The sequence below is a fragment of the Streptomyces cavernae genome, from assembly GCF_004023625.1.
Taxonomy (GTDB): domain Bacteria; phylum Actinomycetota; class Actinomycetes; order Streptomycetales; family Streptomycetaceae; genus Streptomyces; species Streptomyces cavernae.
The window spans coordinates 21,087-46,162 of sequence record NZ_RPDJ01000027.1; the positions used below are offsets into that span (position 1 = coordinate 21,087).

16 protein-coding genes and 2 pseudogenes are annotated in these 25,076 nt (G+C 71.0%); 2 read left to right on the forward strand and 16 right to left on the reverse strand.

Annotated elements, in window-relative coordinates:
• Positions 1-160 precede the first annotated feature (160 nt).
• Both EF387_RS31710 and EF387_RS31715 read right to left on the reverse strand, forming a co-directional pair.
• Entirely contained in the window at positions 161-3,187 is a 3,027-nt protein-coding gene (locus tag EF387_RS31710) for a putative bifunctional diguanylate cyclase/phosphodiesterase (RefSeq protein WP_128380242.1), read from the reverse strand.
• 480 nt (positions 3,188-3,667) lie between these two features.
• On the reverse strand, positions 3,668-4,609 hold the full coding sequence (locus EF387_RS31715) for a 2-hydroxyacid dehydrogenase (protein ID WP_128380097.1): 942 nt from the start codon (positions 4,607-4,609) through the stop codon (positions 3,668-3,670).
• Positions 4,610-4,683: 74 nt separating this feature from the next.
• Between EF387_RS31715 and EF387_RS31720 the strand changes: the two genes are divergently transcribed.
• Both EF387_RS31720 and EF387_RS31725 read left to right on the forward strand, forming a co-directional pair.
• Positions 4,684-5,685 carry an aldo/keto reductase gene (locus EF387_RS31720; RefSeq protein ID WP_128380098.1) on the forward strand — a complete coding sequence of 334 codons (1,002 nt, stop codon included), beginning with the start codon at positions 4,684-4,686 and terminating at the stop codon, positions 5,683-5,685.
• 233 nt (positions 5,686-5,918) lie between these two features.
• Positions 5,919-7,082, forward strand: coding sequence for a PQQ-dependent sugar dehydrogenase (locus EF387_RS31725; RefSeq protein ID WP_128380099.1), 1,164 nt, complete (start codon positions 5,919-5,921; stop codon positions 7,080-7,082).
• Between the two features lie 22 nt (positions 7,083-7,104).
• On the opposite strand, the gene EF387_RS31730 is transcribed toward EF387_RS31725, so the two are convergent.
• The 14 genes and pseudogenes from EF387_RS31730 to EF387_RS31795 form a co-directional block, all read right to left on the reverse strand.
• Positions 7,105-7,305: a DUF6191 domain-containing protein gene (locus tag EF387_RS31730; protein WP_128380100.1), complete on the reverse strand. Its 201-nt coding sequence runs from the start codon at positions 7,303-7,305 to the stop codon at positions 7,105-7,107.
• A 117-nt stretch (positions 7,306-7,422) separates the two neighbouring features.
• On the reverse strand, positions 7,423-7,989 hold the full coding sequence (locus tag EF387_RS50150) for a helix-turn-helix transcriptional regulator (RefSeq protein ID WP_420802649.1): 567 nt from the start codon (positions 7,987-7,989) through the stop codon (positions 7,423-7,425).
• Positions 7,972-9,919: pseudogene (locus EF387_RS48685) on the reverse strand (ATP-binding protein); the annotation flags it as partial. The gene EF387_RS50150 and the pseudogene EF387_RS48685, both read right to left, overlap by 18 nt.
• Positions 9,920-10,256: 337 nt before the next feature.
• The gene (locus EF387_RS31745; protein WP_128380101.1) at positions 10,257-10,457 is read right to left on the reverse strand and encodes a hypothetical protein; all 201 of its coding nucleotides are present in this window, start codon (positions 10,455-10,457) and stop codon (positions 10,257-10,259) included.
• A gap of 568 nt (positions 10,458-11,025) precedes the next feature.
• On the reverse strand, positions 11,026-11,625 hold the full coding sequence (locus EF387_RS31750) for a hypothetical protein (RefSeq protein WP_128380102.1): 600 nt from the start codon (positions 11,623-11,625) through the stop codon (positions 11,026-11,028).
• A 94-nt stretch (positions 11,626-11,719) separates the two neighbouring features.
• Positions 11,720-13,948, reverse strand: a complete 2,229-nt coding sequence (locus EF387_RS31755; RefSeq protein WP_128380103.1) for an MMPL family transporter — start codon at positions 13,946-13,948, stop codon at positions 11,720-11,722.
• A gap of 301 nt (positions 13,949-14,249) precedes the next feature.
• On the reverse strand, positions 14,250-15,761 hold the full coding sequence (gatB, locus tag EF387_RS31760; protein WP_128380104.1) for an Asp-tRNA(Asn)/Glu-tRNA(Gln) amidotransferase subunit GatB: 1,512 nt from the start codon (positions 15,759-15,761) through the stop codon (positions 14,250-14,252).
• Positions 15,762-15,776: 15 nt separating this feature from the next.
• Positions 15,777-16,019 carry a hypothetical protein gene (locus EF387_RS31765; RefSeq protein ID WP_128380105.1) on the reverse strand — a complete coding sequence of 81 codons (243 nt, stop codon included), beginning with the start codon at positions 16,017-16,019 and terminating at the stop codon, positions 15,777-15,779.
• The gene (gene gatA / locus EF387_RS31770; RefSeq protein ID WP_128380106.1) at positions 16,016-17,509 is read right to left on the reverse strand and encodes an Asp-tRNA(Asn)/Glu-tRNA(Gln) amidotransferase subunit GatA; all 1,494 of its coding nucleotides are present in this window, start codon (positions 17,507-17,509) and stop codon (positions 16,016-16,018) included. Before gatA ends, EF387_RS31765 begins: the two co-directional genes overlap by 4 nt.
• A 6-nt stretch (positions 17,510-17,515) precedes the next feature.
• A complete protein-coding gene (gene gatC, locus EF387_RS31775; RefSeq protein ID WP_128380107.1) occupies positions 17,516-17,812 on the reverse strand; it encodes an Asp-tRNA(Asn)/Glu-tRNA(Gln) amidotransferase subunit GatC in 297 nt (98 codons plus the stop codon).
• Positions 17,813-18,041: 229 nt separating this feature from the next.
• Positions 18,042-20,090 (reverse strand): annotated as a pseudogene (locus tag EF387_RS31780) (putative bifunctional diguanylate cyclase/phosphodiesterase); the annotation flags it as partial.
• Positions 20,091-21,020: 930 nt separating this feature from the next.
• Positions 21,021-23,213, reverse strand: a complete 2,193-nt coding sequence (gene ligA, locus EF387_RS31785; protein ID WP_128380108.1) for an NAD-dependent DNA ligase LigA — start codon at positions 23,211-23,213, stop codon at positions 21,021-21,023.
• Positions 23,214-23,228: 15 nt separating this feature from the next.
• Entirely contained in the window at positions 23,229-24,236 is a 1,008-nt protein-coding gene (locus tag EF387_RS31790) for a methionine synthase (RefSeq protein WP_128380109.1), read from the reverse strand.
• Between the two features lie 59 nt (positions 24,237-24,295).
• On the reverse strand, positions 24,296-24,994 hold the full coding sequence (locus EF387_RS31795) for an SDR family oxidoreductase (RefSeq protein WP_128380110.1): 699 nt from the start codon (positions 24,992-24,994) through the stop codon (positions 24,296-24,298).
• Positions 24,995-25,076: the final 82 nt, after the last annotated feature.

The window sequence follows — 25,076 nt, forward strand, 5'->3', positions numbered from 1 at the left end:
AACCCCTCGTGCCGTGAGGCAAGCGAGGGGAGCGCGCCGGGTGCGGTCGCCGGGTGTTCCGGATCGTCCTCCGGAGGGCCCAGCGTCAGCCGACGCGCTGTCCAAGTACGAGAATTCGGGTGCGCATGGGACTGACCCTCCCCCCGGCACACTGTCAATGTCAAGTGGGTGGGACGGGAGTCTCATTATGTGAGCGCAGTACCATGCTTCCTCCGTAGACGGCGGGAAGGCCTCCTGTGTACACTCCCGCGCCCCCGCCCGCCAGACCCGAGCCGGTGCCCGTCAGTGCGCCGCTGCCGGTCAGTCCCACGCCGCCGCTCGCAAGTCCTGCGCCGCCGCCCGTCAGAACCGGCTCGGCGGGGCCGCCGTGCGGTACGGCGTAGTGCCCGGAGGACAGCGCGCGGCGCAGCCGGTACTCGTCCAGCGGGCCGGAGAACGCCATGCCCTGGCCGTGGGTGCAGCCCATTTCGCGCAGGGCGCTGACCTGCTCCGGCAGATCCACGCCGTCCGCGACCGACTGCAGCCCCAGATCACTCGCGATGCGCAGCAGCCCGCTGGTGATCTTGTGCAGCCGCGCCGACTCCACCACGCCCTCGACCAGCCCTCGGTCGAGTTTGAGCACGTCGACGGGGAGACGCCGTAGGACCGTGATGGCCGCGTAGCCGCTGCCGAATCCGTCGAGCGCGATCCGGACACCCAGTCTGCGCAGGGCGTTCAGCCTGCGCTCCAGCTCGTCCAGGGAGACCTTGGGGTCCGTTTCGGCCAGTTCGATGACCAGGCCGCCGGAGGGCAGGCCGTGCCGGGTGAGCAGGGCCTCGATGGAGCTCAGCGGCATCGAACGGTCCAGCAGTCTGCGGGCGCTCATGCGTACGGCGACCGGCGCGGTGAGCCCGGACTGTGCCCGGTCGGCTGCCTGGGAGACGGCCTCCTCCAGCGTCCAGCGGCCCAGTTCGGCCGTACGGTCGCCGTCCTCGGCGACGCGCATGAACTCGGCCGGGGTGAACAGCACGCCCTGTGCCGAGCGCCAGCGCGGCTGGGCCTCGACCGCGGTGATCCGGCCGGTCCCCAGACTCACCACGGGCTGGTGCAGCAGCGCGAACTCGCCGTCGTGCAGGGCGGCGCGCAGCCGGGTGGCGAGTTCGGCCTTGCGGACGACGTCCTGCTGCATCTGCGGCGCGTACAGCTCCACGCGCCCCTTGCCCGCCGCCTTGGCGCGGTACATCGCCAGGTCCGCGTTGCGCAGCAGCTCACCGGCGCCGAGGCCCGGCTCGGCGAAGGCGACGCCGATGGAGGCTGCGACCCGGACATCGTTGCCCTCGATGTCGTACGGCTGCGAGAGCGTGACTCTCAACCGGTCGGCCAGCTCGAAGATATGGCGTTCCCGGGCGGTGCGGTCGCGGGTGCCGTCCCCGACGATCAGGGCCGCGAACTCGTCGCCGCCCAGGCGTGCTGCCGTGTCGCCGTGCCGGACGGACGCCTCGAGTCTGCGCGCGGCCTCGACCAGCAGTTCGTCGCCCGCCTGGTGGCCGATGGTGTCGTTGACGGCCTTGAAGCCGTCGAGGTCGATGAAGAGCACGGCGGTGCCGCGGTCCGTCGCGCGGCGGCCGGAGATCGCCTGCTGGACGCGCTGGGTGAACAGGGCGCGGTTGGGCAGGTCGGTGAGCGGGTCGTGCTCGGCGTTGTGCTGCAACTGGGCCTGCAGTCTCACCCGTTCGGTGACGTCGCGGCTGTTGAGGATGAGGCCGCCGTGGTGCCGGTTGATGGTGGACTCCACATTGAGCCAGCCGCCGTCGCCCGACTTGAAGCGGCACTCGATGCGGGTGGTGGGTTCCTCGGCGTGGCCGGCGGCCAGGAACCGGCGCACCTCGTGCACCACGCAGCCGAGGTCCTCCGGGTGGATCAGCGAGGCGAGTTCGGTTCCGACGAGGTCCTCGGCGTCCCGGCCGTAGACCCCGGCGGCGGCCGGGCTCACGTACCGCAGGATGCCGTTGGGCGCGGCGATCATGATGACGTCGCTGGAGTCCTGCACCAGGGAGCGGAAGTAGTTCTCCTTCTGGGCGAGTTCCTGGGTGAGCGTGATGTTGTCGAGCAGCATGATGCCCTGGCGCACGACGAGGGCGAGGACGACGGCTCCGGCGGTGATGAGGACCACGCGGTCGGGGCTGCGGCCGTCGAGGACGTTGTAGAGGATCCCCAACGTGCAGACGGCGGCGGCCAGATACGGCGTGAGCGCGGCGAGCGATCCCGCGATGGGCCGGGTCGGCGCGAGGCCGCGGTCTCCTTCGGCAAGGGGCACCGCGGACGGTTCTCCCGATCGGGGGCCGGGCAAACGGCCGTCCTGGAAGTCCGGTGCCCGGCTGTGCTCCTCGCGCGTGTGTTCATCCCGCGTGTTTTCCTCGTCGGCCTTCGGGCCGGTGCGGGCACCCACCCAGGGGGCATAGGCGAGCAGCAGCGATCCGGCGAACCAGCCGGCGTCGAGCAGCTGCCCGGAGTGGTAGGTACTGTGCAGCAGGGGCGAGGTGAACAGCGCGTCGCACATCACGGTGACAGCGAGTGCCCCGATCGCCGTGTTCACTGCCGATCGGCTTTCCGAGGAGCGCCGGAAGTGCAGGGCCAGCACCATGCTGACCAGGGCGATGTCCAGCAGGGGGTAGGCGAGCGAGAGCGCCGTGTGTGCGACGCTCGGTCCGCCGGACTTCGCCGTCTGGGCCAGTGCGAGGCTCCAGGAGAGCGTCAGCAGCGAGCCGCCGATCAGCCAGGAGTCCAGCGCCAGACAGACCCAACCCGCCTTCGTCGCCGGGCGTTTGGCCAGCACGAGCAGACCGACGATGGCCGGCGGCGCGAAGCACAGGAAGAACAGGTCGGCGTAGCTCGGTTTGGGCACACTGCGGTCGAGGACCACCTCGTACCAGCCCCAGACCCCGTTGCCCAGAGCTGCCATCGTGGAGGAGATCGCGAACAGCAACCAGGCCGGCCGAAGGCGGTTGTGCTGCCCGCGGGCGTAATGGAAACAGGAGATCGCCGCCGCGGCTGCCGCTGCGGCGAGCCCGAAGTCGCCCATGATCAGGGCGAGTCGGGGCGAGCCCCAGCCGAGCGCGGAGCCCACGGCGTATCCCGCGCACACGAGGGCCAGCCCGAGTTGGGGCACCAGATTCGTGCTGCCGCCGGAGACCGGTCGGCGGGTCATCAGCGCCACCGGGGAGCTCACCGTGCCTCCCGGGTCCGCGCCGCTGTGGCGTCCCTGCGGTCCCGGTGTGCTGGGTGGGTGTGCCGCCTGCGACCACCGGGCCTGCGGTGGTGCTGGCCGCCGTGGCCGTGGCGGGCGCCATGGCCGTGGTGACAGAGATGACCTTGGTGCCCGTGACCGTGCCCGCCGGTGTGGCCGTTCCGGCCATCGAGGCCTCGGCTGCGTGCCGGAGTCCGCCAGGGTCGTCGCCCGCGGACCCGTCGCGTCGGATCGTTCGTCCCTAGGCCGTGCATCGCCCGTCGCCCCCCTCGCAGTCCTGATCTTCCGTCCCCGGCGCCGAACGGTGCGCGGCGCTGCCCCTGCCGTGGACGATACACCAGGATCGTCACTCAGGGACATAGTTCCTCTACTCTCCGTGACGACCAGCGAGGATGCGGGCACGCGGCGCATACGGAGGACTGCGGAGGGTGTGCGCGACGGCTAGGCGCCGGTCCTGAGCACCTCGTTGGCCAGAGGCTCCCCTTGCGCGAACCGGTTCAACTGCGCCACCAGGAGTCGCTTCGCGCGCGGCAAGTACGCGGATGTGGGGCCGCCGGCGTGCGGGCTGATGAGCACACCGGGCGCGTGCCACAACGGGTGGCCCGGAGGCAGCGGTTCGGGGTCGGTGACGTCCAGGGCCGCCATGATCCGGCCGCTCTCCAGCTCGGTCAGCAGCGCCTTGGTGTCGACGACACCGCCGCGGGCCACGTTCACCAGCAGCGCGCCGTCCTTCATCCGCGTCAGGAAATCAGCGTTGACCAGGTGCTTCGTCTGCTCCGTGAGCGGCGTGATGAGGACCACCACGTCGGCGTCCGGGAGCAGCGAGGGCAGCTCGGAAATCGGATGCACGGGACCGCGCTCCGTCTCGCGTGCGGAGCGCGCGACGCGCGTCACCCGCGTGAGCTCGAACGGCGCGAGCCGGTCCTCGATGGCGGCACCGACCGAGCCGTAGCCGATGATCAGCACGGACTTGTCGGCGAGCGCCGGGCGGAACCCGGAACGCCACTCCTCGCGGTCCTGGCCGCGGACGAAGTCGGGGATGCCGCGCAGCGAGGCGAGGATCAGGGTCAGGGTGAGTTCGGCGGTGCTGGCGTCGTGCACGCCGCGCGCGTTGCACAACTGAACTCCCTCCGGCAGGAGTTCGAGACCCGGCTGGACGTGGTCGATACCGGCCGAGAGCGTCTGAACCACCCGTACGGAGGTCATTTCGGCCATGGGACGGATCGATATGTCACTGCTCTTCATGTACGGCACGACGTAGAACGCGCAGTCGGCCGGATCCGCGGGGAAGTCCGCCCCGCCGTCCCAGTAGCGATAGGTGAACTTGCCGGGGAGTCCGTCGAGCTCGTCCGCGCGGAAAGGAAGCCATACATCGAAGGTCATGCTCTGGAGGCTATGCGAAGCGGCCCGCCATGCAGAGGTTAGGTTGGGGGCCGGGAGAGGGAGGGCACGGCCAGGTGGAGCGCAGGACGATCGGCGCGGCGGCGCTCGAAGTGGGAGCTGTCGGACTGGGTTGCATGCCGATGAGCTGGGCGTACACCGCGTCCCGGCAGCATGGCGAGGAGTCGGTGCGTACTGTGCACACCGCCCTGGACCGGGGGTCCACGCTCCTCGACACCGCCGACATGTACGGACCCTTCACCAACGAGCTCCTGGTCGGCCGCGTCCTGAAGGAGCGGCGCCGGGACGCCTTCGTCTCCACCAAGTGCGGGCTCCTGGTGGGCGAGCAGCACATCGTGGCCAACGGCCGGCCCGGATATGTGAAGCGGGCCTGCGATGCCTCGCTGCGGCGTCTCCAGACGGACGTCATCGATCTCTACCAGCTGCACCGGGCCGATCCGGAAGTGCCGGTGGAGGAGACCTGGGGAGCGATGGCCGAGCTGGTGACGGCCGGAAAGGTACGGGCGCTGGGGCTGTGCGCGGTGGGCGCGCGCTCGACCCGGCGGACGGCCGGATCGCGCCTGTACGACGCGACGATCCGGCAGCTGGAACGGGTCCAGCAGGTCTTCCCGGTGAGCGCGGTGCAGGCCGAGCTGTCGGTGTGGTCGCCGGAGGCGCTGCTGACGCTGCTGCCCTGGTGCGAGGCGCGCGGCATCGGCTTCCTCGCCGCGATGCCGCTCGGCAACGGTTTCCTCACCGGGACGCTGACGCCCGGCGAGGGCTTCGAACCGGACGACGTCCGGGCCCGGCACCCGCGCTTCACCGCCGAGATGATGGCGGCGAACCAGCCGATCGTGGCCGGCCTGCGCCGCGTCGCAGGACGCCACGGCGAAGGGGTCACGCCCGCCCAGGTGGCGCTGGCGTGGGTACTGGCCCAGGGGCGTCACGTGGTCCCGGTGCCGGGCGCCAAGCGGGAACGGTGGGCGGTGGAGAACGCCGCTGCGGCGGGGCTGGCACTCACGGCTGCGGATCTGGCGGAGGTGGCGGCGTTGCCGGCGGCGCAGGGGTCCTGGGACTGAGCGGGCGCCCGATGCCTGCCGGTGGCTTGCGGCCGTCCGTTCCGCCCGCCGGAGGGGCCGAAGCCGCGCGGTGCAGGGGCGGGATGAAGAAGGAAGCGGTCATGAGTCGGCGTGGGTGCGGGCAGGCGCGTGGGTGGGATGCCGGCGGCGAGGGCTGATCGTGGTGGCGGGGATTGGGAACTCGCGGGGCGGCGGCGGTGTAAGAACAGTAGGACCGCTCGCGTCGAAGGGACTTGATCGTGCAACGTCGAGCTGTGACGGCCGTGCTGGCCGCGGCCGCCCTCCTGCTCACGGCCGGCTGCTCCTCGGGCGACGAGGGCGCCTCGGGCACCACCCCCACTCCGAGCCGGACGGATACCGGCTCGTCCCCCACACAACAGGCACGGGAGTCGGCGCCTCCGGCCAAGGGCTCGGTGAAGGTCGTGCGGACCGTCACCGAGGGCCTGAAGTCACCGTGGGGCCTGGCCCCGCTGCCGGACGGCGACCTGCTGGTCTCCTCGCGCGACGAGGGCACGATCGTCCGGGTCGACGCGAACAGCGGCAAGAAGACGGAGCTGGGCACCGTGCCGGGCGTCTCCCCGGAAGGCGAGGGCGGCCTGCTCGGCATCGCGCTCTCGCCTGCCTACGCCTCGGACCACCAGGTGTACGCCTACTTCACGACGGAGTCGGACAACCGCATCGTCCGCATGATCTACGACGAGCAGAAGCCGTCGGGCGAGCAGTTGGGCGCGCCGGACACGATCCTCAAGGGCATCCCGAAGGGCTTCATCCACAACGGCGGCCGGATCGCCTTCGGTCCGGACAAGATGCTGTACGCGGGGACGGGCGAGTCGGGTGAGCGGGGCCTGTCGCAGGACAAGGAGTCGCTGGGCGGCAAGATCCTTCGGATGACCCCGGAGGGTGATCCCGCTCCGGGCAACCCGTTCGGTGACTCGGTGGTGTATTCGTACGGTCACCGCAATGTCCAGGGCCTGGCGTGGGACGACAAGCAGCGGCTGTGGGCAGCGGAGTTCGGCCAGGACACCTGGGACGAGCTGAACCAGATCAAGCCGGGCGACAACTACGGCTGGCCGGAGGCGGAGGGCCGGAGCGACGACTCCGGGTACCACAACCCGGTCGCCCAGTGGAGGACGGACGAGGCGTCGCCGAGCGGTATCGCCTACGCCGAGGGCTCGATCTGGATGGCGGGACTGAGGGGCAAGCGCCTGTGGCGGATCCCCCTCGAGGGCACGGAGGTGTCGGCCGACCCGCAGGCCTTCCTGACGGAGGAGTACGGCCGGCTGCGCACGGTGGTCGCGGCGGGCGGCGACAGGCTGTGGCTGATGACGAGCGAGACGGACGGCCGCGGCACCCCGGAGCAGGGCGACGACCGAATACTGGAGTTGCGCGTGAGCTGACGGTGGGTGCGCCGGGGCGGGGTCAGCGCTCGCCGGGCCGCTCGTCCGGCTCGGTGGGCCGTTGCGCGGGTAACCGCATGACCACCTTGCCGGACGCGAGGTCTATCGGGCCCCGCCCCGGGTCGTTGTCACCGATGTCCACCCGGGTCGTCGCCAGTCGTTTCTTCTCGTCGTTGGTGTGCTTGCGGCCGGGAGAGAAGATCTCCTCGAACACGTTGAACACGGCGCCTCCCCCGGACCGGCGGCTCCGGCCCTCCTTGTTCATGGTCGGTCAGGCACTGCTGAAGGTCCAGGGTGGGACGGATCCGTTCGCCTCCCCGGGTCTCGGGGCCGGGTGGCCCTATCCGGCCCGCCGGTCCTGCGGTCCTGGTGGGAACAGGCGCAGCCGGTGGGCGAGGGCGGCTGCCTCGCCGCGGCCCGAGACGGCGAGTTTGGCGAGGATGTTGGAGACGTGGACGCTGGCCGTCTTCGGGGAGATGAAGAGTTCCTCGGCTATCTGACGGTTGCTGCGGCCGGCGGCGACCAGGCGGAGGACGTCGCGTTCGCGGCTGGTGAGGCCGAGGGTCTCGGCGGGGTCGGCGGCGGGCGGTGCGGGAGTACAGGTGAGGGTGAGGCGGGCGCGCTGGGCGAGCAGGGCGGTCGCGTCGGCGAGGGGACGCGCGCCGAGGTGGCCGGCGACCGTGTGGGCCAGCCGCAGCAGATCCGTGGCCCGGTCGCGTTCCGGCTCGCCGCCGCCGGAGCCGAGCAGGGCTTCGGCGAGACGGTGCCGGACGCGGGCGAGATCGTAGGGCCGCGCCAGAGGTTCGAAGGCGGCGACGGTCTCGGACCAGTCGAGCGGGGTGTCCCGGCCCTCGGCTCGCAGCAGCTCGGCGCGCACCCACAGGGCGTACGCCTCCCACAACGGCACGGCTGTGGCGAGGGGCTTGGCGGCCCCGCGGATTCGCCCGAGGACTTCGTCCCGGCCCTGCTCGGCCACCGGCAGCCCGCGTGCCTCCGACTCTGCGATAGCGGCGGTGAGCAGCAGTGGCCAGCCGTAGCGCTGGGTGCCGGGCGGGAGGCCGGTGTCGAGGGCGCGTTCGAGTTCGGCGCGGGCGTCGAGAAGCCGGTCCTCGGCCGCGGCGACTCCGATGCTCAGCGCTGCCATCGGCAGGGTGGTCTGCGGCATCGGGTCATGGGTGCCGTAATAGTGACGGGCGTCGGCGAGGTGGCGCGCGGCAGCGGCGGCGTCACCCCGGCACAGCGCGAGCGCGGCCAGACTGAGGGCGCCGCTGCCGCGGGGCTTGGCGTCCTGGCCGGTCTTCTGCGCGTTGGCCGCGGCTTCGGCGGCCTCGTCCCAGCGGCCCAGGGAGATCAGCGACTCGCCGAGGTTGCCCCGCGCGTTCGCGGTCTCCACAGAGCCGGCCCGCGACGGCGGCTTCGGCCATCAGGTCGAGGTAGCTCAGCGCCGTGGTGGCGGGGTCGCAGCCGCAGGGAGGGTAGACCTCTGCGTAGTCGGCAGGGCGCAGTGCGGCGCGGACCTCGGCGGGGGTGGCGTCCCACAGTTCCATGGCCCGCTCCAGGAGCCGCAGTTGCTCGGAGTGGGCGTGCCGGCGGCGGGCGGCGACGGAGGCCTCGAGCACGGCGGGCAGGGCCTTGGCCGCGTCGTGGGCGTGGTACCAGTAACTGGCCAGGCGGGTGGCACGTTCGTCGCCGGGGACGAGAGCCGGGTCGGCTTCCAGGGCCTCGGCGAAGCGGCGGTTGAGCCGGGAGCGCTCGCCGGGCAGCAGGTCGTCGCTGACGGCCTCGCGGACCAGGGAGTGCCGGAAGCGGTACCCGTCACCGCTCGGCGCGGCGAGCAGGATGTGGGCGCCGACGGCGACCCGGAGCGCCTCGATGAGGTCGTCCTCGGCGAGTCCGGCGACGGCGGCGAGCAGGTCGTACTCGACGGTGGAACCGCCCTCGGCAACGACGCGGGCGACCCGCTGGGAGTCCTCGGGCAGGGCTTCGACGCGGACGAGGAGCAGGTCGCGCAGGGAGTCGGTGAGCCCGGTGCAGCACCCCTCGTGGGCGGCGACGGCGAGTTCCTCGACGAAGAAGGCGTTGCCGTCGGAGCGTTGGAAGATCTCGTCGACCTGGTCCGGGTCGGGTTGCCGGGCGAGGATTCCGGCGATCTGGCGGGCCACTTCCGCGCGGTTGAAACGGCCGAGTTCGATGCGGCGGACCGTGCGGAGGCGGTCGAGTTCGGCGAGGAGGGGGCGCAGCGGGTGGCGGCGGTGGATGTCGTCGGAACGGTAGGTGGCGACGACGACGAGGCGGCCCCGGCGCAGGGTGCGGAAGAGATAGGCGAGGAGATGGCGGGTGGAGGCGTCGGCCCAGTGCAGGTCCTCGAGGACAAGGACCACGGTGCGGTCTGCGGCGACTCGTTCCAGGAGGCGGGCGGTGAGCTCGAAGAGGCGCGCCATGCCTTCCTCGTCGTAGCGCCCGCGGGGGGTGTCGCCGAGTTCGGGCAGGAGCCGGGCGAGCTCCCCCTCCTGTCCCTCGGACGCGGCGGCCAGCTCGTCGGGGAGCATGCGCCGCAGCGCGCGCAGGGCGGTGGAGAAGGGAGCGAACGGCAGACCGTCGGCGCCGATCTCGACACAGCCGCCGAGCGCGACGACGGCCCCCTCGCGACAGGCCGTGGTGGCGAACTCCTCGATCAGCCGGGTCTTGCCGACGCCGGCCTCACCGCCGACGAGCAGTGCCTGCGGTTCTCCGCCCGGCCCGGCGGCGCGGGCGAGCGCGTCGTTCAAGACTCCCAACTCGTCTGTGCGGCCGACGAACACGGGGCTGACGGACCTGGTCTCCACGGGCCCGAGCATCGCACAGGGGGCTGACATGACGGCACCGGTTATTGCCGAGGGGACCTCGGCCACGGCGCTCGGCAGCTGCGCGGGCGCGCTCACGGCGGGACCGGGAATAGGGCTCGCGGCGGGACCGGGAATAGGGCTCGCGGCGGAATCGGGGATGGGGCTCGCGGCGGGGACGGGCGGGGATGGGGCGGGTCCTGCGGACACGTCCGCGCCCCCCGCCTCCGCGCGACAGCCCCCGTACGGCTGTCCCGCGGCGGCGGGGCGCTCTTCGGCGCGATGGCCCGCGTCAGGCCGCCCCGTTCCTCCAGGGCAGGCGGGTCCTCCAGGCCGGGCGGGTTCTGCGTCTTCACGATGCCGCACGGGCCGGTCGGTGCCAGCGTGGGCGTGTGGTGTGCGACTGGTCCTCCGGGGACTGTGGCTCCGGTGCGCGGCGGATTCGGGAACGGCGGGCGCGACGGGCCTCTCGGGCTCTGCGGGCCATGCGGTAGTCCTCGGCCTGGCGGATCAGTTCGTCGGAGCGGATCTGGTGGAGTTCGTACTCGAACATCTCGTTCCCCTTGAGAGATTCGTTGAGCGATTCCTTGACTTCGCCGAGCGTCCGTCGGGCGATCCATCGAGGGATCCACGCTCGCTTTCGGCGATGGCTCAACCTTCGTATCCAAGGGGGGTCCGCCACATCGGGAGACTTCCGCATCTTCCCAATGCGACGGGGCCTTAGAACCGCCGTGAGGCCCCTCAGAGGGTGCTTACTGAGGCGCCCGGCGGGCCTAAGGGCTTGCCGGGAAATAAATCGTCGGCGAGCATCTGTCCTGAGCTGCAGTGTCAAGACCCGGAGCACGCAAGTTGTATCCCGGCAAGCCCTAAGGGGTCCTTGCACTATGAGCGTCCGATCAGGTCGCGTGGTCTGGTGCCGTGCATCGCAAGGCGCCGGAAGGTCCTCGTAGCGGAGCTACTAGGACCTTTTGGCAACGCGGCGATGGGGGTGCCCCCTGCTCGAGCGCAGCCGAGAGCTTGGGGGAGCGGTGCCAGACCACGCGACCCGGGCGGGCATAGTGAAAGGACCCCTAAGGCCCGGGTGGGTGTGGTGCCGGGCCGCGGAGGGCGGCCCGCGGCTGTCAGCTCGGGGAGGGAAGTCCGAACAGGATGTCGGAGTACTTGGCGACCGCCAGGAGCAGGCCGAGGGCACCGAGCGAGACGCCGGCCCAGGCGACCGACTTGATCCAGGCGGCCTGCGGACGTACGGGTGCGCCGAACAGCGGCCGGATCAGCACGAGAGCACCGACGATCAGCGCGAGCAGTGCGAAGACGCCGCCGATGAGTGCGGTTGTCTGCCAGGCATCCCCGTAGACCTCCTTGATCTGCTGGGCGACGCTCGCCGAGGAGGAGGTCCGCAGCTGGCCGATGAGGGTCTCGCGCGCGGAGGCCACGGTGCCGAGCCAGCTACCGGTCAGCGAGACGACCCCGAGCGCGACGGACACGACGGCGCCGGCACCCTGGCCGACACCGGCCTGCGCCCCTGCCGCTTCGGGCTGCTCGTCACCGGCCTCGAAGTACTCGTCGTCTTCGTCGACGGTGTCCTGGGCCTCGGCCCCCGCCGTTTCGTCCTCGGCGGTGTCGGCAGTCCCCGCGGTCTCGGCGGCTTCGGTCGCCTCCGTGGCCTTTGCGCCCTCCTCTTCGCTCTTCGCTCCGGTCTCGTCAACTGTCTTCGTAGCCATGCCCGGCACCGTACGGACGCAGTCTGAGAACTCTCTTAACGAAGTAATGATCGCCCGGTGGTCGTCGGGGATCGTCGGTGGTCGCCGGTCGTGCTCAGTGGTCGTCGGAGGTCACGCGCGGCTGCTCGACGAGCTTCTCCGTGAGGACGCCGTCGCGGGGCGCGGGGATGGTGGTCCGGCATTCCGGCGGCTCGATGCTGATGCGCGGCAGGCGGCGGTCGAGCCAGCGCGGCAGCCACCAGTTGGCGCCGCCGAGCAGGTGCATCAGCGCCGGGACCAGGAGCGTCCGCAGGACAAAGGCGTCGAGGGCGACGGCGGAGGCGAGCGCTATGCCGAACATCGCGATGACGCGGTCCCCGCTGAGCACGAACGCGAGGAAGACCGAGATCATGATGACGGCCGCCGAGTTGATCACGCGGCTCGTCTCGGCGAGGCCGACACGGACGGCGCGCCGGTTGTCGCCGGTCTCCAGCCATTCCTCGTACATCCGGCTGACCAGGAAGACCTGGTAGTCCATGGAGAGCCCGAAGAGGACCGACACCATGATCACGGGGAGGAAGGGTTCGATCGGGCCGGCCCTGCCGAGGCCGAGGAGTTCGCTTCCCCAGCCCCACTGGAAGATCGCGACGACGACACCGAAGGCGGCGGCGACGGCGGCCACGTTCATCGCGGCGGCCTTGAGCGGGATGCCGATGGACCGGAAGGCGAGCAGCAGCAGGACGCAGCCGAGGCCGATGACGACACCCACGAAGAGGGGCAGCTTGCCGATGATGACGTCGGCGAAGTCGTCGTAGCTCGCGGTGACCCCGCCGACGTGCAGATCGAGCGAGGTGCCCGTCTCCGCGCGCGGCAGCACGTCGGTGCGCAGCCGCTCCACGAGGTCGCTGGTCTGCTGGGACTGCGGGGAGGACTCCGGGACGACGGTGAGGTAGGCGGTGTCCTTGTCGGCGTTGTAGGTCACCGGACTCACCGAGGCGACGCCGTCGGTCAGCTTGAGCGTGGCACCGAAGTTGTCGAGCGCGACCTCGTCGTCGGCGCCGTCGACGGGGGTGACGAGGGTGAGCGGGCCGTTGAGGCCCGGTCCGAAGCCGTCGGCGAGCAGGTCGTAGGCCTGTCGGGTGGTCGCCGACTCGGGGTTGTTGCCCTGGTCGGAGGTGCCGAGGTGGAGGAAGAACGTGGGGAGGGCGAGAACGGTCATGACGACCAGGGCGACCGCGCCGAGCAGCTTGGGGTGGCGCTCGACGAAGGCGGACCAGCGGGCGGCGAGTCCGGTGGGTATCTCCGGCTCGGGGCCGTGTTCGTCGAGCCGACGCCGCTCGCGCCTGCTGAGGGCGTGCGGGCCGATGTAGGAGAGCAGGGCGGGGAGCAGGGTGACGGAGGCGGCGACGGTGAGGACGACGGTCAGTGAGGCGGCGATCGCCACACCGTTGAGGAAGCTCAGCCGGAGGATGAGCATGCCCAGGAGGGCGATGCAAACGGTGGCACCCGCGAAGACGACCGCGCGGCCGGTGGTGGCGACCGCCTCGGTGGCCGCCTGGGCGACCGGCAGGCCGCGTTTCAGTCCGCGCCGGTGCCGGGTGACGATGAACAGCGCGTAGTCGATGCCGACGCCGAGCCCGATGAGCATGCCGAGCATGGGGGCGAAGTCGGCGACGGTCATGGCGTGCCCGAGGAGCACGATCGCTGAGTAGGCGGTTCCGACGCCGACCAGTGCGGTGGCGATGGGCAGCAGTGAGGCGGCGAGCGAGCCGAAGGCGAGGAAGAGCACGACGGCGGCCACGATCACGCCGACGATCTCGGCGACATGGCCTTCGGAGGACTCGGTGAGGGCGACGGCGCTGCCGCCCAGTTCGACCTGGAGCCCCTCGGTCTCGGCGGCCTTCGCGGTGTCGACGACGGCCTGTGCCTCGCCCTGGTCGATGTCCTCGGCCGGGTCGTCGAAGGTGACGGTGGCGTAGGCGGTGCGGCCGTCGTCGCTGATCTGGCCCGCGAACGTGTTCTCGTAGGGGCTGGTGACCGCGGCGACGCCGGGCAGTTCGGCGATCTCGTCGAGGGTGCGGGTCATGGTCTGCTCGACGTCGGCGGCGCTGACCTTGCCGGGCGTGGTGCGCCAGACGACGGTGTCGCTGTCGCCGCCGAGGTCCTTGAAGCCCTCCCGCAGCAGCTGGGTCGCACGGCCGGATTCGGTGCCGGGGACCTCGTAGTCGTTCGAGTACGCGGATCCCGCCACGGCCGCGCCCGCGGCGACGCCGCCGAGGGTGAGGAGCCACAGGAGTACGACGACGAGCCGGTGTTTCACACACCACTGCGCAAGGGCCCTCAAGGACGTGCTCCCTGGTGTTGGGTGGATCTTTACCGGGAACAGCCCGCAAAGAACACATGAGCAATGTGTAGATACTGTTACAGGCGGAAAGATCGTTTGCTTCTTCGGACGGGGTTTCACGCGTAAGTGCGACTCACTTCACAGCCTGCGTCTGTGAATTCCCCCTCATCTGAACTCCCCTTTATGCCGTCGTCCTTATCCTGCCCCGCCCCGGCGTGCGGCAGCAGAAAAGGGTGGCGCACCCGTAACGGTGCGCCACCCTTTTCGCTGAGGAATCCGGCTTCGCCGAGGAATTCGGGGATCAGCCCTCGACGCCGAGCTTCTGCAGGATGAGCTCCTTCACGCGTGCGGCGTCGGCCTGGCCCCGGGTCGCCTTCATGACGGCGCCGACCAGGGCTCCGGCGGCCTGGACCTTTCCGCCGCGGATCTTGTCGGCGATGCCCGGGTTGCCGGCGATGGCCTCGTCGACGGCGGCACCCAGCGCGCCCTCGTCGGAAACGACCTTCAGACCGCGCTTCTCGACGACCTCATCCGGGGTGCCCTCGCCCTTGAGGACGCCCTCGATGACCTGGCGGGCCAGCTTGTCGTTGAGGGAGCCCTCCGCGACCAGCGCGGTCACCCGGGCGACCTGCTCGGGCGTGATGGGCAGCGCGTCCAGCGACGTGCCCGTCTCGTTGGCCGTGCGGGCCAGCTCGCCCATCCACCACTTGCGGGCGGAGGCGGCATCGGCGCCGGCGTCGATGGTGGCGACGATCGGCTCGATGGCTCCGGCGTTGAGGATGGCCTGCATGTCGTGGGCGGAGATGTCCCAATCCTCACGCAGCCGGTTGCGGCGGGCCAGCGGCAGCTCCGGCAGACCGGCGCGCAGCTGTTCGACCCACTCGCGCGACGGCGCCACCGGCACCAGGTCGGGCTCGGGGAAGTAGCGGTAGTCCTCGGCCTCCTCCTTGACCCGGCCCGACGTCGTCGAGCCGGTGTCCTCGTGGAAGTGACGCGTCTCCTGGACGATCGTCCCGCCACCGCTCAGCACGGCGGCGTGACGCTGGATCTCGAAGCGCGCGGCGCGCTCCACGGACCGCAGCGAGTTGACGTTCTTGGTCTCGCTCCGGGTGCCGAACTTGTCACTGCCCTTGGGCATCAGCGACAGGTTCACGTCGCAGCGCATCTGGCCCATCTCCATCCGGGCCTCGGACACCCCGAGCGCCTTGATGAGCTCGCGCAGTTCGGCGACATACGCGCGGGCGACCTCGGGCGCACGCTCCCCGGCTCCGACGATCGGCTTGGTGACGATCTCGATGAGCGGGATGCCGGCGCGGTTGTAGTCGAGCAGGGAGTGCGAGGCGCCGTGGATACGGCCGGTGGCACCGCCGACGTGCGTCGACTTGCCGGTGTCCTCCTCCATGTGGGCGCGCTCGATCTCCACACGGAAGGTCGTGCCGTCCTCCAGCTGGACGTCGAGGTAGCCGTTGAAGGCGATCGGCTCGTCGTACTGGGAGGTCTGGAAGTTCTTCGGCATGTCCGGATAGAAGTAGTTCTTCCGGGCGAAGCGGCACCATTCGGCGATCTCGCAGTTGAGCGCGAGGCCGATCCTGACGGCGGACTCGACACCGGTCGCGTTGACGACCGGGAGCGAGCCGGGCATGCCCAGGCAGACCGGGCAGGTCTGGGTGTTCGGCTCGGCGCCCAGCGCGGTCGAACAGCCGCAGAACATCTTCGTCTTGGTGCCGAGTTCGACATGGACCTCGAGGCCCATGACGGGGTCGTACGACGCCAGCGCGTCCTCGTACGACACCAGGTCGGTCGTGGTGGTCACGGTGAAACTTCCCTCTCAGCCCAGCAGGACGTCGTCGTCGCCCAGCCGCTTCAGCTCGCGGTAGAGGATGGCGAGGCCGGTGACGATGGCGGCGGCGGACACGGTGGCGTCGATCAGCACCAGCGTGTCGTTCTCGGCCCGGGCCTTCTTCAGACGCTTGGCGACACCGATCGCGCCGAACGCGGTGGCGGCCATGGACAGGTACGTACCGGACTTGGACTTCTTGAAGCCCTTGGCCTTGGTCAGTGCCTTACTCACAGTGACGGAGCCTCCTCGAGCAGCGGGTGTCCCCACTTTTCCACGAAGGCGGCCTCGACGGCGGCGCCCACCTTGTACAGCCGGTCGTCCTGCATCGCGGGCGCGATGATCTGCAGGCCGACCGGGAGGTTGTCCTCCGGCGCCAGGCCGCAGGGCAGCGACATGGCCGCGTTGCCCGCCAGGTTGGTCGGGATGGTGCACAGGTCCGCAAGGTACATCGCCATCGGGTCGTCGGCGCGCTCGCCGATCGGGAAGGCGGTGGTGGGAGTGGTCGGCGAGACGATCACGTCCACCTTCTCGAACGACTTCTCGAAGTCGCGCGTGATGAGGGTGCGGACCTTCTGGGCGGAGCCGTAGTACGCGTCGTAGTAGCCGGAGCTGAGCGCGTACGTGCCGAGCATGATGCGGCGCTTGACCTCGGGGCCGAAGCCCTCCTCGCGGGTGAGCGAGGTGACCTCCTCCGCGGAGCGGGTGCCGTCGTCGCCGGTGCGCAGGCCGTAGCGCAGGCCGTCGAAGCGCGCCAGGTTGGACGAGCACTCGCTCGGCGCGATCAGGTAGTACGCCGACAGTGCCAGGTCGAAGGACGGGCAGTCCAGCTCGACGATCTCGGCACCGAGCTCCTTGAGCAGGGTCACCGCCTCGTCGAACCGCTGCAGCACACCGGCCTGGTAGCCCTCGCCGCGGAACTGCTTGACCACGCCGACGCGCATCCCGGCGACCGAGCCGTTGCGGGCCGCCTCGACGACCGGCGGTACCGGGGCGTCGATGGAGGTGGAGTCCAGGGGGTCGTGACCGGCGATGACCTCGTGCAGGAGCGCGGCGTCGAGGACGGTACGGGCGCACGGCCCGCCCTGGTCCAGGGAACTGGAGAACGCCACCATGCCGTAACGGGAGACCCCGCCGTACGTCGGCTTGACGCCGACCGTGCCGGTGACGGCGGCGGGCTGGCGGATGGAGCCGCCGGTGTCGGTGCCGATGGCGAGCGGGGCCTGGTACGAGGCGAGGGCCGCGCTCGATCCGCCGCCGGAGCCGCCGGGGATGCGGGTGAGGTCCCAGGGGTTGCCGGTGGGGCCGAAGGCGCTGTTCTCGGTGGAGGAGCCCATGGCGAACTCGTCCATGTTGGTCTTGCCGAGGATGACGACGTCGGCGGCCTTGAGCTTCTTGGTGAGGGTCGCGTCGTAGGGAGGGATCCACCCCTCGAGGATCTTGGAACCGACGGTGGTCGGGATCCCCTCGGTGGTGAAGATGTCCTTGAGCGCGAGGGGGACCCCAGCCAGCGGACCGAGCTTCTCTCCCCGCTCCCTCTTCTCGTCGACGGCGCGGGCCTGGGCGAGGGCGCCCTCCCGGTCGATGTGGAGGAAGGCGTGGACCTTCTCGTCGACGGCGTCGATGCGGGCGAGGTGGGCCTCGGTGACCTCGACCGCGGTGAGCTCGCCGGAGGCGATCTTCTCCGCGATCTCGGCCGCGGTGAGCTTGATGATGTCCGTCATGGATTCCTACTCCTCCCCCAGGATCTGCGGCACCTTGAAACGCTGCTGCTCCTGGGCCGGGGCGCAGGAAAGAGCCTGCTCGGGGGTGAGCGAAGGACGGACCTCGTCCGCGCGCATGACGTTCGTCAGCGGCAGCGGGTGCGAGGTCGGCGGTACGTCTTGGTCGGCGACCTCACTGACGCGGGCGACCGCGCCGATGATGTCGTCGAGCTGGCCGGCGAAGTGGTCGAGTTCTTCGGGCTTCAGCTCCAGACGCGCCAGCCGGGCGAGGTGGGCGACCTCCTCGCGCGTGATGCCAGGCATGCAGCGATCCTCTGGGGTGAGTGTGTGTGGTTTGGGGCCAATCCTATGGGGAGCGCTCATGTGCCCGCGCACGGGTTTCGCGGGCTCGTGCCGTGGGGGCTGGGGCAGAGGCTTGTTTCGCCCCCGCCGCCCCTACCCTCCCCCCAGCTCGAGCGAAGCCAAGCAGGGGGGAGGGTAGGGGCGGCGGGGGCGAGGAACCCCATGGGTCAGAGCACCCGCAGCGGCTCGGTCACACCATCCGCCCCGGATCGTCGGACGCCGCCGCGGGCAGCGCCGCGGCGGCCCGCTGCCAGCCTCGGGATCCGCGGGCGCGCAGCCAGGCCGTGGTTTCCTCCGGCGGCATCGCCGCGGCGACCAGCCACCCCTGGACCGCGTCGCACCCGAGGTCCCGCAGCCGCTCCCAGGTCTCGTCGTCCTCTACGCCCTCGGCGACCACCAGCAGTCCCAGGGAATGCGCGAGATCCACCGTGCAACGGACGATCTCCGCGTCCTCCGGGTCGACGGCGAGCCGTGCCACGAAGGAGCGGTCGATCTTCAGCTCGCTGACCGGCAGCCGTCTGAGGTGCACCAGCGAGGAGTAGCCCGTGCCGAAGTCGTCGAGGGACATCTTCACGCCGTGCCCGGTCAGCGCGGCCAAGGTGTCCGCGGCCCGCTGCGGGTCCTCCAGGAGCACGTGTTCCGTTATCTCCAGCTGCAGCGCTCCGGCAGGGACTCCGTGCCGGGCGAGCCGTGCCGCGACCGACCCGGCGAAACCGGGGGTGTGGACGTCGCGCGGCGAGACGTTCACCGCCACCGGTACGTGCAGGCCCTGCGCCCGCCACCGCGCGACCTGGGCGAGCGCGGTCTCCAGGACGTACTCGGTGAGGTGCGGCATCAGCCCCGACGACTCGGCGATGGCGATGAACTCGTCCGGCGGCACCTTCCCGCGCTCGGGGTGCACCCAGCGGACCAGCGCCTCGAGCCCGGCCACCTGCCCGTCGAAGCGGACCTTCGGCTGGTAGTGGAGCTGGACCTCGTGCGCGTCCAGTGCGCGGCGCAGGTCGCCGAGCAGGCCGAGCCGGTCGGGCGTGTTGGAGTCCCGCTTGGACTCGTACACCTCCACCCCCGTACGGTCCCGTTTGGCCTGATACATCGCCACGTCGGCCCGGCGCAGCAGCCCTTCGGCGTCCAGGGCGTGGTCGGGGAAGACCGCGAGTCCGGCGCTGGCCTCCAGGACGAGGGTGAGTCCGTCGAGGTCGAGCGGTGAGCTGAGCGCCGTGACGAGGCTGCGGGCGACCCGGGTCGCGGACGTCGTGGAGTCGGCGACCGGCAGCAGCACGGCGAACTCGTCGCCGCCGAGCCGCGCGGCCTCCGCCCCGCGCGGCAGCGCCACCCGCAACCGGTCCGCTATCTGCAGCAGCAGCCGGTCTCCCGCGAGGTGCCCCAACGTGTCGTTGACGGACCGGAAACGGTCCAGGTCGATCAGCATCAGTGCGGAACGCGCACCGATCCGCTCGGCGTCGTCCAGTGCGGTCCAGGTCCTTTCGAGCAGCCACTGCCGGTTGGGCAGTCCGGTGAGCGGGTCACGCAACTGCTCCTCGGCGCGCGCCCGCGCGATCCACAGCGTGGAGTCGAGCGCGATGAGGGGAACGGAGAAGAGGGGCAGCAGAATCGGCTGGGCGATGGCCACCACACACACCAGCGGTGTGATGCCGAGCAGCGCCACCGCGACGAGTCCCTGTCTGACCAGGGCGGTGCGGGCGACGGTGGGCACTCCCGCCGAGCGCGGTGCGTGGAGGTACCACAACAGGGTGCGGGTGGCCACGAGATAGGCGGCGGCGACCAGGGCCACCTGAGGCCCGGTGTAGACGGTCCAGGACTCGGGTGTCCAGGGCGATTCGACCGAGGGCACCCGGCCGAAAGCGGCGAGGAGCAGTGCGCCGGCGCCGATGCCGAGGATGTCGACGGCGCCGCCGAGAAGGCCCTGCCGCCAGCGGTTGCGCCGGGCGATGCCGACAAGCACGACGACGGTGAGGCTGACCATCCCGGCCGGCACCCACCCGTACAGCAGCAGGACGGCGAGGGTGAGTGCGGCGCCCGAGCCGGTACCGCCCCACCAGCGGGAGCGGCCGAGGGCCACCAGATGGCCGACGATGATGCCGGTCAGCACCGCCAGCGACCAGCCGACCGTGCCGGACGGGAAGAGCGCGTGGTTCCCGGTGAACGCTCGGTAGAACCCGGCGCCGAGGACGACGGCGGCGACCCCGATGACGGTCGTGTGCAACGGGGGCCACGGCAGGCGCCACTTGGGCTCGCTCCCCGGCATTCCGGGAACGTTCACACCCCCGGTCGGCATCACCGGGCCGCCGGTGACGGTGACGTGACCGGCCGGAGCCTTGGGGCGGCCGGGACCGTGGCCGGGGAACCCCGCGCCGCCGGGGTGGTGCCCGGCCGGCTCGGAACCGCTCCCAGGGCGGAAGGCGTTCCCGGAGCCCGCCCAGCTGGGCCGGGCCGAACCGCGCCCCTGGGAGGGGGAGTTGGCCGCGCGGTCGCCCGTTGCCGGCGGAAGGGCGGGACGAGCGGGCCGCGCGGGCAGTGCCGGCAGTGCGGGTGGGCCGACGCGGCTTCCGGCGCCGCGTTCGCCGCCGAGCGTGAGCCCGCTCGTCCCGGACGATCCGTCACCGGCGGCCGGGATGCCCCGACCGGTGCCGGACCCGAGCCCCGCGCGGTATGTTCCGTCTCCGGCGGCCAGGAGGCCCCGACCGCGGACCGCGCCGCTGTCACCGGGTGCGCCCTCGGCGGCCCCGGGCACCCCATGGGCCGCCGAACCGGCCGGCTGTTCTCCTTCGGTGTTCTCCGACGGTCGCGCCGACCGCCGGCCGATGCGTCGCCACGCGCCGGACAGCCCGCGCAGGCGCAGCCGTGAGTCCGAGGCGGCGCTCTCGGTCGGTTCCATTCCCGTCCCTCTCACAGCCGGCGGTGCCCACGCCACGCGGTCCGATGCCCGAAACAACCCATCAACGACACCGCGTCTGAAAACCGTTCCCCTTGCTCTCCACGAGCAGGAGGATGCCCCAGCCGCATCCGGGCACGGCAGGCGCACACCTCAACAGTAGGCCGCAGAAGGCGTCTACGGGCCCCGGTCGTCGACGGTTGCCCGAATGCGACCCGGCCACCCGTATGCATCTGGTATGCGCCGAACGGGTGGCCTTCAACCCACCTTCAACCCCTACTCCTCGGCCGGAAGCGCGACTTCGGCGGCGGCTTCAGGCCCCTGTTCGAGCAGAACCGTGAATCCTTCTTCGTTCAGAACTGGCACTTTAGCCTGAACAGCCTTGTCATACTTCGAACCAGGGTTGTCACCAACCACCACAAAAGAGGTCTTTTTCGAAACCGATCCGGTCACTTTGGCGCCTTGGCTCTGCAGGGCCTCCTTCGCGCCGTCCCGGGTGTACCGCTGAAGCGTTCCGGTGACGACGACGGTGAGTCCCTCGAGCGGGCGCGGCCCTTCGTCCTCGCCCGCCCCCTCGTCCTCCATGCGGACTCCGGCGGCCTTCCACTTGCGGATGATCTCGCGGTGCCAGTCCTCGGCGAACCACTCCTTCACCGAGCGCGCCACGATCTCCCCGACGCCGTCGGTGTTCCTCAACTCCTCCTCGGTGGCCTGGTCGATGCGGTCGATCGAGCGGAACGCACGCGCCAGCGCCTCGGCGGCGACGGGACCGACATGGCGGATCGACAGACCGGTCAGCTGCCTGGCCAGCGGGCGTTCCTTGGCCGCTTGGATGTTCTCCAGCATGGCGACGGCGTTCTTCTTGGGCTCGCCCTGCTGGTTGGCGAAGACCGTGACGATCTTCTCCTCGCCCGTCTTCGGATCCCGCTTGGGCAACCCGCTGTCCTGGTCGAGGACGTACGCCTTGATGGGCAGCAACTGCTCGATCGTGAGGTCGAAGAGTTCGCCCTCGTCCACCAGCGGTGGGTCGGCGGGTTCCAGCGGCTTGGTCAGGGCCGCGGCGGCGACGTACCCGAAGTGCTCGATGTCGAGCGCCTTGCGCCCCGCGAGATAGAACACGCGCTCACGCAACTGGGCCGGGCAGGTGCGGGCGTTCGGGCAGCGCAGGTCTACGTCGCCCTCCTTCATCGGCTTGAGCGGTGTACCGCACTCGGGGCACTCGGCGGGCATCTCGAACTCCCGCTCGGTGCCGTCCCGCAGGTCGGCGACCGGGCCGAGGATCTCCGGGATGACGTCACCGGCCTTGCGCAGCACCACGGTGTCGCCGATGAGGACGCCCTTGGCCTTGACCACGTCCTGGTTGTGCAGGGTGGCGAACTCGACCTCCGAGCCGGCCACCGTGACCGGTTCGACCTGCGCGTAGGGAGTGACACGGCCGGTGCGGCCCACGCCCACCCGGATGTTGACGAGCTTGGTGTTGACCTCCTCCGGCGCGTACTTCCACGCGATGGCCCAGCGCGGGGCGCGCGCGGTGGAACCGAGGCGGCCCTGGAGCGGGATCTCGTCGAGCTTGACGACCACACCGTCGATCTCGTGCTCCACGGAGTGGCGGTTCTCGCCGTAGTACGCGATGAACTCCCGTACGCCCTCCAGGGAGTCCACGACCTTCGCGTGCGTGGTCGTGGGCAGGCCCCATTCGCGCAGCAGTTCGTACGCCTGCGAGAGGCGGTCGATGTCGAAGCCCTCGCGGGCGCCGATGCCGTGCACCACCATGTGCAGCGGCAGCGTGGCCGTGACCTTGGGGTCCTTCTGGCGCAGCGAACCCGAGGCGGAGTTGCGGGGGTTGGCGTACGGCTTCTCGCCGGCCTCGACACGGCGCGCGTTGAGCTCCTGGAAGGCCTCCATCGGGAAGTAGACCTCGCCGCGGATCTCCACGAGAGCGGGGACGCGGTCGCCGTGCAGCCGCTCCGGGATCTCCGCGATCGTCCGGACGTTGGGGGTGATGTCCTCGCCGGTGCGGCCGTCACCACGGGTGGCCGCGCGGGTGAGCCGGCCGTTCTCGTACGTCAGGTTCACCGCGAGGCCGTCGACCTTGAGCTCGCACAGGAAGTGGTGGTCGGACGTGCCGACCTCCTTGGCGACGCGGTCGGCCCAGGCCGCGAGCTCCGCGTCGTCGAAGGCGTTGTCGAGGGAGAGCATGCGCTCGCGGTGCTCCACCTCGGCGAGGTCCGTCTCGTACGCCCCCGCGACCTTCTGGGTCGGGGAGTCGGGCGTCCGAAGCTCCGGGTACTCGTCCTCGAGTGCCTCGAGCGAGCGCAGCAGCCTGTCGAACTCCGCGTCACTGATGACGGGAGCGTCCTTCACGTAGTACCGGAAGCGGTGCTCCTCGATCTGCTCCGCGAGCTGCGCGTGCTTCTCCCGCGCCTCGGCGGGCAGAGAGTCCGTCCGTGCGTCCTGGTCGCCGGCCACCGTATTGTCCTCCCGTTACTCAGGGTTGTCCGCGAGAGACCTCGCCGCCCGGACGCACTGGCCCAGCGCATTGCGGGCGTACGCGGGAGAGGCCCCCGCGAGTCCGCACGACGGAGTGACCGTCACCGCCTCCGCGAGAAGTCCCGGATGCAGCCCCAGCCTGCGCCACAGCGTCCTGACACCCATGACGCTACCGGCAGGGTCTGACAATGGCGTATCCGTGCTCGGCACGACGCCGGCGAAGAGCCGGGTGCCGCCCTCCACCGCCTCTCCGATCATGTCGTCGTCACGCTCGGTGAGCAGCGAGAAGTCGAAGGAGATTCCCGCGGCGCCCGCCCGGCGCAGCAGGGCGAAGGGGACGTCCGGTGCGCAGGAGTGGACGACGACCGGGCCCTCCGCGTGCGTCCCGATCACCTCGCGCAGCGTGGCCTCGACGACCTGCCGGTCCACGGCACGGTGGGTGCGGTAGCCGCTCGCCGTGCGCACCTGTCCGCGCAGTGCGGCGACGAGGGACGGTTCGTCGAGTTGCAGCACGATCCGGGCGCCGGGGATCCGCCGCCGCACCTCGTCGAGGTGCAGCCGCAGCCCCTCGGCGAGGGAACCGGCGAGGTCCCGGCAGGCGCCGGGATCGGAGAGCGCCACCTCGCCGTTCTTCAGCTCCAGCGCGGCCGACAGCGTCCACGGCCCCACGGCCTGGACCTTCAACGGCCCCTCGTAGCCCTGGGTGAACTCCTCCAACGCGTCGAGGTCCTCCCCCAGCCAGGACCTGGCCCGCTTGGTGTCCCGGCCCGGCCGGTCCCCGATCCGCCAGCCGCTGGGCTCCACGCGCGCGTACAGCTCGACGAGCATTCCGGCGGTCCGTCCGATCATGTCGGCCCCGGGTCCCCGGGCCGGCAGCTCGGCGAGGAACGGGAAGTCCTCGAAGGACCCGGTGACGGTCTTGGCCGCCTCCCGGGCGTCCCCGCCCGGCATGGACCCGACACCGGTGGCGGGGCCGAAGCTGAACTCGCTGTTTTCGCTCACTCCCGAAGCCTACGCAACCGGGCGGGGACGACTTCACGTCCGTCGCCGGCGCCCGGAGGTCAACGTCCCGGCCGCACCGTCAGATCGTGGACCTCGGCGTCGCGGGGCAGGTCCAGGGCCATCAGGATCGTCGTCGCCACCGACTCCGGGGTGATCCAGTGCGCGGGGTCGTACTCCTTGCCCTCCTGCTGGTGGACCCTGACCTGCATGGGGCTGGCCGTGCGGCCGGGGTAGACGGAGGTGACGCGGACGCCGTTGCCGTGCTCCTCTTCACGGAGGGAGTTCGCCAGAGCCCGCAGGCCGTGCTTCGACGCGGCGTAAGCGGACCATTCGCCGTGGGCGTTCAGACCCGAACCGGAGTTGACGAAGACCACGTGACCGCGTGCGGCGCGCAGTTGGGGAAGGAAGTGGCGGGTCAGCTCGGCGGGGGCGATCAGGTTGACGTTGAGCTGGTGGTGCCAGGACCTCGGCGTGAGCTCGCCCACCGGTCCCAGGTCGATGACGCCCGCGCTGTGCACCAACGAGTCGACGCGGTCGGGCAGGGACTGGTGCGAGAAGGCCCAGGAGAGCCGGTCCGGGTCCGCCAGGTCGCCGACCAGGGTCTTCGACCCGGGGAAGGCCGCCGCCAACTCCTTCGCACGGCCCGCGTTGCGCGCGTGCAGCACGAGTTCGTCCCCACGCTCGTGCAGACGGCGGGCCACGGCCTCGCCGATGCCCGAGCCCGCCCCGGTGATCACATGAGTAGCCATGCCCGCCATGCTCGCATCCGCCGCGCACGAGTCACTCGACGCCCGCCACCGCGCGACGCCCGGCACCACTCAGCGCCCGCCACCGCTCAAC